This window comes from Stenotrophomonas sp. Sm6012 (assembly GCF_030985895.1).
GTDB classification, from domain to species: Bacteria; Pseudomonadota; Gammaproteobacteria; order Xanthomonadales; family Xanthomonadaceae; genus Stenotrophomonas; species Stenotrophomonas forensis.
In genome coordinates, this window is sequence record NZ_JAPTFX010000165.1 from 1 (window position 1) to 9,205 (window position 9,205).

The following is a 9,205-nucleotide window of genomic DNA, read 5'->3' on the forward strand; positions in this document are numbered from 1 at the left end:
GTGCAGGGCCGCGGGCCCTGCCGAACCCCTACCTGCCCATCACCCGGGCGATCGCTTCCACCAGCAGTTCCCCGGTCACCGGCTTGCGCAGGAAGCCACCAATACCTGCCGCTTCCACCTGTTGCTGCAGGTCCGGATCGGTACGCGCAGTCACCGCCAGCAGCGGCAGCATGTAGCCCTGGTTGCGCAGGTGCTGGGCCAGCTCGAATCCGCTCAGGCCCGGCAGGTCCAGGTCGAGCAGGCCGACGTCGAAATCGCCGGCACTGATCTCGCGCAGCGCCGCCAGCGCATGACCCGCATGGGTTACCTCATGGCCTCGTGCGCTCAGCAAGCCGCGCACCACGTCGGCCACGGTCGCGTCGTCCTCGACCAGGAGCACCCGCAGCGGCGGCATGTTCGCAGCCTCCTCGCGGTGCGTTCCGCCCTCGGCCTCGGCACTGGCATCAACCACCATCGGCAACGGCAGGGTAACGCCGAAGCAGGTGCCGCGGCCCAGCTGGCTTTCCACCTGGATGCGCCCCTGCATCGCCTGCGCCAGTTCGCGGCAGATCGCCAGGCCCAGGCCGCTACCACCGTACTGTGCGGCGGTACGTGCACCGTCGGCCTGCTCGAAGCGCCGGAACAGGCGCTGCTGCTGTTCCTGGCTGATGCCGGGGCCGGTATCGCGCACCTCGAAATGCAGCGCGCGCAGCTCGCCATCGCTGCGCGCGTGCAGCGTGATGGTGCCACGGCTGGTGAACTTGACCGCGTTCGAGAGCAGGTTGAGCAGGATCTGGCGCACCCGCATCGCATCGCCGGTGGCCTGCAGGCCAGGCGGCAGCTGGTTGTCAAGGGTGAAGCGCAGGCCCTTCTGCGCAGCCAGCGGCCCCATCAGCGCGGCCAGATCCTGCAGCAGGCAGCTCAGCGCGAACGGCTTGTGCTGCAGTTCCAGTCGCCCGGACTCGATCCGTGCCAGGTCCAGTGCATCGTTGACCAGGTGCAGCAGATGCTCACCGGCGTGCCGGATCGACTGCGTGTAACCGCGCTGCTGCGGGTCCAGCGGCGACGCCAGCAGCAGTTCACTCATGCCCAGCACGCCGGTCATCGGCGTGCGGATTTCATGACCGAGGTTGGCCAGGAAGCGGGTCTTGGCGGCCGAAGCCTGCTCGGCCAGTTCCTGCTTGTGCAGCGCCAGCTGGTAGGCATGACGACGCTGCAGGCGACGCCGGTACAACCAGGCGAACCAGCTGGTCAGCAACAACGCGATGGACGCCAGCACCAGCAGGCCAGACAGGCTGCGCCACCACGGCGGCTGCACACGGAACTCCAGGCTCTGCACCCGCGACCAGACATGGTCGGCCGAGCGTGCCTGCACTTCCAGCCGATAACTGCCCGGGGGCAGGCGCGAGAACAGGCGCTCACCGGCCGGTCCGACTTCGACCCAATCCGGATCGTAGCCGGCCAGGCGGTAGCGGTACGTATTGGAAGCCGAATCGGCGAACGACAGCAGCCGCGCGACGATGCGCAGGTCGCGATCGCCATCGGCGATCTGCAGCGGTGCGTCATGGGTCAGGTCGAGCACCTGCTCGTTGCGGCGCACCTCGACCCGTTCGATCACCAATGGCGCACGCCGCACCGACGGCCGTACCTGTTCCGGATCGAACACCACCACGCCGGCCGGCGTTCCGGCCACCAGGTGGCCGTCACCCGACATCACCAGGGTGTGCTCGCGGAATTCCTGGCTGGGCAGGCCATCGTGCACCCCATACAGGCGCACGCTCTGGCCGTCGGTGCCGATGCGGACCAGGCCGCGCGCACTGGTGGCCCACGCGACGCCCTGCGCGTCCACCACCAGCCCGGACGCGGAGATCGCCGGATAGCCCTGCTCGGCGCCGACCACCGCCTGCCTCTCCAGCCGCCCCTGGCTCCAGCGATAGCGCGACAGCCGGCCATCCTCGGACAGCCACACCTGGCCATCGCGGCCCACATGCAGCGCGTGGATCGCGGTCGCCGGAGCGCCCGGCACCGGCTGGAAGCGCTCGCTTTCCGGCAACCACTGCAGCAGGCCACGGCTGCTGGCCAGCCAGATGTGATCCTGTGGCCCGCATTCCACATCCAGGTTGAGCTGGCCCTGCTGCAGGCCACGCTGGCCGTTGTCCAGCTGGCGACGCAGGCGCCCGTCCAGGTCGCGCTGCTGCAGGCCGGATGACAGCATCAGCCACAGGCTGTCGCCATCGCAGGTCATCATCGATTCGATGACCCCTTCCATGGTGGCATCGGCACCGGCATCACGCCCCCAGCGGCGCAGATCGCGCAGCTTCGGGTCATAACGCAGCAGTGCATCGTTGGAACCAATCCAGACCTGCCCGCGCCGATCCTCGCGCACCGAGCTCAGCCAGTGCATGCCATTGACCCAGGTGCGGTGCTGTTCGACCTTGCCGGTCTTCGGATCGAAGCGGTCCAGCGCACCATGGCTGCCGACCGTCCAGATGCCACCATTGCTGGACGGGCTGGTACCCAGGACGAAGGCGTTGCGCAGCGAGCTGGGGTCGTCCTCCAGCCGTGACAGCACCGAGAACTGCCACCAGCGGGGCAGCAGGTGCCACAGCCCGGCGTTGGTACTGGCCAGCCAGATTCCGCCCTCGCGGTCCTCGTAGGCGCCAGTCCAGTTCGGCCGTACCGGGCCACGCGCCACCGCGCTGTACAACGGCACGGCCTGGTACTGGCCATCGACCGCACGGCCGAGGCCGGTCCGGGTGTCCAGCCAGTAGCCGCCCTGTTCGTCGCGCAGCATCATGCCCAGCACCTGCTCCCCTCGCGGAAGCTTCCACGGCGGCGTCTCGAAGCGACCGTCGGGGCGGCGCACGGTGGCACCGGCCATCGTGCTGATCCACAGGCTGCCGTCGGGCTCGGCGGTCAGGCCATTGATCAGCAGGCTGGGGATGACGTCGGTGCCGACACGTTCGAAGTCGGTTCCGGTCCAGCGCGCTACGCCATGCTTGGTACCGATCCACAAGCTGCCGTCGGCCAGGGTTGCCAGATACGGAACCGATGCGGCCGGCAGGCTGCGCGGATTGTTGGCCTCCGGCAGGAAGCGCTGCAGCCGATCCTGGTTGTCCAGCCGGTACAGCCCTCCCTCGTGGGTGCCGAACCAGACCGAACCATCCGGCGTGGCCGCCAGGCTCCAGACCGTATTGGTTCCCATCAGCGGCTGGCTGCTGCGGTCGTAGAAGTGCAGCTGGCGGCGGTCGGCCGACATCCGCACCAGGCCGGCATTCTCGGTCCCGATCCAGAGCTGGTTGCGCGCATCGACCAGCACCGACCAGATCCGGTTGTCGCGCAATCCATCTTCCGAACGCCAGATCCGGTAGTTGCGCCCGTCGTAGCGTGCCAGACCGTCGTTGGTGGCAATCCACAGGTAGCCGTAACGGTCTTCGGCCATGCGGTTGACGGTATTGGACGGCAGGCCGTCAAACACCGTCACCTGGCGCGGACTCGGTGGCACGGGCTGTGCGGCAGCGGGTGACAGGCAGCACAGGAGGATCAGCAGCAGCATGGCCGCCCGCAGATACGCCACCGATTGCCTCCTCACGCTGTCCTGATGATTCCCGCGCCGCGGGCGTCGGCATGGTAAACCGAAAGTCGCGTCGTTCACGCCTGGCGCCGACGCTTTCAGGGCATGTCCTGTCGCTTGGCGCGAGCTTGAACGATCGCCGCCACCAGCATGTCGCCAGTGACCGGCTTGCGCAGGAAGCCATCGAACCCGGCGGCGAGGACCTGCGACTCGGCATAGGCATCGGAACGCGCCGTCACCGCCACCAGCGGCAGCTCATAGCCCAGCGCACGCAGCTGGCGGGCGATCGCGGTGCCATCCAATGCCGGCAGATCGAGGTCGAGCAGGCCAACATCGAAGCCGTCGGTGGCGATCTCGGACAAGGCCCCCAGGCCGTGCAGCACGTGCACGACCTCATGCCCCCGGCTGCGCAACAGGCCGGCGATGACCTCGGCCACGGTGGCATCGTCCTCCACCAGCAGGATGCGCAGCGGCGGCAGTACCGGCAACGCCGTAACATCACCTGCTGCGGCGGCCGCCTGCCGCGTCCAGGGCAGCGGCAACCGTACCCTGAAGCGCGCGCCCTTGCCCGGCGAGCTCTCCACGTCGATGCGCCCGCCCATCGCCACCGCCAGCTCCTGGCAGATCGCAAGGCCCAGCCCGCTGCCGCCATAGCGCGACGCCGTGCGCGGGCCATCAGCCTGCTCGAAACGGTGGAACAAGCGTTCCTGCTGCTCGGCGTTGATGCCCGGCCCGCTGTCGTACACCTCGAAACACACGCCCCCGCCGTTGTCCTCCAGGCGCACGGCCAGGCCGACATGGCCGCGCTCGGTGAACTTGATCGCGTTGCCCAGCAGGTTGAGCAGGATCTGGCGCACCCGCATCTCGTCACCGCTGACGCTGATCGGACCCTGCGGGTCATTGCCACGCTGGAAATCCAGCCCGCGCTGCGTGGCCATGGGCTGCATCAGCAGCTGTACCTGGTCGAGCAGGCCGGCCAGATCGAACGGACGCAGGTCCAGCTCCAGCCGTCCGGCCTCGATGCGGGCGAGGTCCAGCGCATCATTGACCAGCCGCAACAGATGGCTTCCGGCCTGCTGGATCGAGCCGGCATAGCTGCGCTGCACCGGGTCCAGCGGCGTGGCCAGCAGCAGCTCGCTCATGCCAAGCACACCGGTCATCGGCGTGCGCACCTCATGACCCAGCGTGGCCAGGAAGCGGCTCTTGGCCTGCGAAGCCTGCTCGGCCAGTTCCTGCTTGTGCACGGTCAACTGCCATTGCTGGCGGCGACGCAGGCGGACCCTGATCGACCAGGCCAGGGTGAGCAGCAGCAGTGAACCGATCAGGATATAGCCGAAGATCGCCATGCCGCTGCGCCACCACGGCGGCAGCACCTTCACCTTCAACTGCTGCGAGGCCGTCCATGCACCGTTGGCGGTGGCCGCCTGCACTTCGATGACGTAGCTGCCGGTGGGCAGCCGGGACAACGTACGCTGGCCATCCCCGCCCTGCTCCACCCAGTCCTGGTCATAGCCGCGCACCCGGAAGCGGTAGCGGTTGCCCTGCGGATTGGCATACGACAGCAAGCGTGCGTCGATCTGCAGGTCACGATCATCCGGCCCCAGCAACAGCGTGCCGGTGTCCGGCAGGCGTTGCCAGCCGCGCGCATCATCGCGGCGCACGCGCACCTCGGCAATCACCAGCGACGACGCGGGCAGTGCGACGTCAACGGCATTCACATCGAACGCGACCAGGCCGGTCTGGGCCACGGCGAGGACGCGGCCATCGGCGTTCACTGCCGGCGGCCGGCTGGTGAACTCGGCATCGGACAGGCCATCGCGTTCATTGAACAGTTGCAGCCGTCGCGCCTTGGGATCCCAGCGCAACAGACCGCGCGGCGTGGTCGCCCACACCCGGCCGTCGTCGGCCAGCGCCAGGCCGCCCATGCTGACCGGCGGCACGCCGGCACTTCCATCAACGCGCTGGATCAGGCGCAGGCTCATGCCATCCCACTGGTAGCGTTCGAGCGCGCCCTGCCGGGCCAGCCACAGCTGCTGCGGGTCGACCCACACCAGATCGAAGATCAGCCCGCTGGAAACGCCCGGCACCGCCTCGAAGCGCCCCGCCTGCTCGCGCCAGATGCCCATCTCACCCATGACCCACGCCTTGCCATGGGCATCGAAGCGGATCTGCTCGATCGGTGAATCGGCCGCCTTGCGGAAATCGTCCAGCGGATAGCTGCGCAACACGCGGCCATCGGCACTGCGCTGCTGCAGGCCCAGGTTCATCACCGACAGCCAGACCGTGCCATCGGGAGCCTGCCGCATCAGATCGATGCGCTGGCGCAGGTCGGCGCCACCGTCAATCCGCCAATCCTGCAGCGCGCGGCTGGCCGGGTCGTACACGCTGATGCGGCCAGCACGGCCCAGCCACAGGCGCCCATCCGGCCGCGGCAGCACCGACCACACCGCGCCACTGCCGATCTCGCGGTCGCTGGCCAGCAGGCGCAGCGTGCCGTGCGCATCCAGCTGGTACACGCCATGTGCCGAGCCTACGTAATACGCCTGGCCGTCGCTGGCCGCGCTCAGCAGATATTGGCTGTCCAACGGCTTGCCATCGAGCTGGTTCCAGATCGAGAAACGGCGCCAGTCCGGCGGCAGGTAGGCCAGGCCCTGGGTCAGCAGCGCCACCCACACTCCGCCCTCGTGGTCCTGCAGCAGATCGAGCACCCCGCTCTGGGCGGTGAGGAAACCACTGCCACGGTCGCCGCCGAGCCGCCACAACGCGCTGGCATCTCCGCGCAGCAGACCGTCGGACGTACCCGCCCAGTAGCCGCCCTGGCGATCGGCCAGCACCAGTGCCGAACGCAGGCGGGCACTGTCGGCCCAACGCGGGCGACTGACCCGGTCCTGCGCATCGATGCGATAGAGACCGTCGTTCTGGCTGCCGATCCAGATCGAGCCATCCGGATCGCGGCTCATCCGCAGCACGCTCAACGTGCCCAGCTCCCGCGCCGCCACCGGCTCGAATCCATGGCCGTTCCAGCGTGCCACGCCGGCCTCGGTGCCGATCCACAGGCGCCCGCGCGCATCGACCAGGCTGCTGTAGATGGTGTTGCTGGGCAGGCCGTCCGCGCGCGCAGGATCATGCTTGAAGAAGCGCAGGCTGCCGTCCTCTCCAAACCGGCAGACCCCTTGGCTGCTGGTACCGATCCACAAGGCGTTCTCGGCGTAGGCCAGCGTCCAGAACTGGCCCAGGCACGGGCCGTTCACTGCATCGAAGGTGCTGAAGTGCTCCCGGTCGGCATCCAGGCGCGCCAGCCCCTTGCCGTTGATGCCTACCCATACGCGGTCCAGCGGATCGACCAGCAGCGTCTCGATCTCATTGCCCGGCAGCGAGCCCGGCTGTTCCGGATCATGCTCCCAGACCCGCAGGCTGGCACCGTCGTAACGCACCAGGCCGCCATCGGTGGCAGCCCAGACATGGCCCTGGCGATCCTCGGCCAGCGCCAGCACCATGCGCGAGGGCATGCCTTCGGCCGCGCCGAAACGGCGCAGGCGCGGTGTTTCCGCCATATCCAGGGGCGCAGCCACTGCGGCGAACGCCATCAGCAGCAGTCCCATTCCCGCGATGCCCCGCCACCACAGGCGCCAGCCGCTCTTCATCCTGAACCCCCTGTCCAAGCCTGATTGTCACACAGGCCCGCGTTCATGACTGCAACAGCCTGTTTCCACGGGCAATGGCACCACGAACTGTTGCAGCCATGCACGCATCGTTGGCAGGGGCCTGTGCGTATGATCGCAACGTCCCCCTTCCGGAGCCCGCCATCGATGCGTCCCTGCCTGGCCCTGCTGCCGATGCTGCTCGCCACCGCCCCCGCCTGGGCGGATGCGGACACCTACCGCCTCGATCCGGTGCATACGCGGGTGTTGTTCAGCATCGACCACGCGGGTTACTCGCAGGCCATGGGCACGGTCTCGGGCAGTGAAGGCCGCCTGCAGTTCGATCCCGACAACTGGCGCGAAGCCACGCTGGACGTCGAGGTGCCCGTGTCGCGATTGGACCTCGGCGACGCCAAGTGGAACCAGGCCACGCTGGCCCGCAGCCTGCTCGACGGCGAACGATTCCCGAACGCCCGATTCGTCTCCAGCCGGGTCGAGCCCATCGATGCCAAGCGTGCCCACGTGATCGGCACGCTTACCCTGCGCGGGGTCAGCCAGGAGGTCACGCTGGAGGTGACCCTCAATGCCATCAAGCGCTATCCACTTCCCCCATTTCGACGCACCGCCGGTTTTTCCGCCAGCACCACGCTGAGCCGGCGCGCGTTCGGCATCACCGCCTGGCCGGGCGTCATCGGTGATGCAGTACAGCTGAGGATCGAGGCTGAAGCCACTCTCGACCGCAGCGACGCCCCGGGAACTCCCGCTCCCGTTCCGCACTCCGACCCCAAGACGGCCCGCTAGAGGACCTTTCATGACCGCCAAGAACACCCCCGCCGCCTGGGGGAGTGTCAGCCAGATCCTGCATTGGTTGATCGCACTGCTGATCCTCGCCCTGGGCGTGGTCGGCCTGACCATGGGTGAATTGCCCAAGACCCCGAAGTATTTCTGGGTCTACACCGCGCACAAGTCGATCGGCATCACCGTGCTGGCGCTGGTGCTGTTCCGCCTCGGCTGGCGCCTGTATGCCGGCACGCCCAAGCCGGTGCCGGGTGTGCCCAGCTGGCAGGAGCGCATCGCCAGTGCGACCCACGTGCTGTTGTATGTGCTGATGTTCGCCATTCCGCTGTCGGGCTGGCTGTACGACTCGGCCAGTGGCCTGCGCCCGTTCCGCTGGTTCGGGCTGGTTGACGTACCCAAGCTGAGCGGCCCCGACCCGCAGGTCGTCGCGGTGTCCCATGCCATCCACGAATACGGCTTCTGGCTGTTGATCGCAGTGGTGCTGGCCCATGCCGGCGCTGCTTTCTACCACCACCTGTTCCAGCGCGATGCGACGTTGTCCCGCATGTTGCCGCGCGGCTGGCTCGCCTCCCCTCAGAAGGACTGACCGATGACCCTGAAACTGACCACCCCGGCCGCCGTGGCCGCCGCCCTGGCCGGCATGCTGGCCACTGCCCCGGTGCTCGCCGCCGACTACGCGCAGGCCCCCGGTGCCGGTTCGATCCTGGTGTTTGCCACCAAGTACGACGGTGAAGTGTTCACTGGCAGCTTCCCGGGCTTCGCCACCAAGCTCAGCTTCGATCCGGCCAACCCGGCCGCCGGCTCGCTGGACGTGGTGATCCCGCTGGCCGGTGCCAAGAGCGGCAACAGCGACCGCGACTCGACCCTGCAGACCGCCGACTTCTTCAACGTCGGCAAGTTCGCCACCGCACGCTATACCGCCAAGGGCTTCCGCGCAGTGGGCAACGATCAGTTCGCCGCCGATGGCACGCTGGAACTGCGCGGCGTCAGCAAGCCGGTCACCCTGACCTTCACCTGGAAGCCGGGTACCCAGCCGGTGCTGACCGGCAAGGCCACCGTGAAGCGCCTGGACTTCGGCGTCGGCGGCGGTGACTGGGCCGACACCAAGACCATTCCGGACGAGACCGCGATCAGCACGATCGTGAAGTTCAACGCGAAGTAAGACGATCCCGGTAGTGCCGGCCGCTGGCCGGCATTAACGGATATCGGGTGG

The 9,205-nt window shown here is 68.1% G+C and carries 5 protein-coding genes; 3 read left to right on the forward strand and 2 right to left on the reverse strand.

The window, feature by feature from the left end; translation table 11 throughout:
* Positions 1-28: 28 nt before the first annotated feature.
* Complete coding sequence (locus O0J73_RS19715; protein WP_308309432.1) at positions 29-3,556, reverse strand: hybrid sensor histidine kinase/response regulator; 3,528 nt, start codon at positions 3,554-3,556, stop codon at positions 29-31.
* Between the two features lie 95 nt (positions 3,557-3,651).
* Entirely contained in the window at positions 3,652-7,197 is a 3,546-nt protein-coding gene (locus O0J73_RS19720) for an ATP-binding protein (protein ID WP_308309434.1), read from the reverse strand.
* A gap of 165 nt (positions 7,198-7,362) precedes the next feature.
* Between O0J73_RS19720 and O0J73_RS19725 the strand changes: the two genes are divergently transcribed.
* From O0J73_RS19725 to O0J73_RS19735, 3 genes are read left to right on the forward strand one after another with little or no spacing between them, the layout of a single operon-like run.
* A complete protein-coding gene (locus O0J73_RS19725) occupies positions 7,363-7,995 on the forward strand; it encodes a YceI family protein (RefSeq protein WP_006463931.1) in 633 nt (210 codons plus the stop codon).
* A gap of 10 nt (positions 7,996-8,005) precedes the next feature.
* Positions 8,006-8,578, forward strand: coding sequence for a cytochrome b (locus tag O0J73_RS19730; protein ID WP_006463932.1), 573 nt, complete (start codon positions 8,006-8,008; stop codon positions 8,576-8,578).
* Positions 8,579-8,581: 3 nt separating this feature from the next.
* On the forward strand, positions 8,582-9,154 hold the full coding sequence (locus O0J73_RS19735; protein ID WP_008268387.1) for a YceI family protein: 573 nt from the start codon (positions 8,582-8,584) through the stop codon (positions 9,152-9,154).
* Positions 9,155-9,205: the final 51 nt, after the last annotated feature.

What these genes read in the sequence shown, in the direction of transcription:
- O0J73_RS19725 (WP_006463931.1), top strand. Translation starts at nt 7,363, where the DNA reads ATGCGTCCCTGCCTGGCCCTGCTGCCGATGCTGCTCGCCACCGCCCCC.
- O0J73_RS19730 (WP_006463932.1), top strand. Translation starts at nt 8,006, where the DNA reads ATGACCGCCAAGAACACCCCCGCCGCCTGGGGGAGTGTCAGCCAGATC.
- O0J73_RS19735 (WP_008268387.1), top strand. Translation starts at nt 8,582, where the DNA reads ATGACCCTGAAACTGACCACCCCGGCCGCCGTGGCCGCCGCCCTGGCC.
- O0J73_RS19720 (WP_308309434.1), bottom strand. Translation starts at nt 7,197, where the DNA reads ATGAAGAGCGGCTGGCGCCTGTGGTGGCGGGGCATCGCGGGAATGGGA.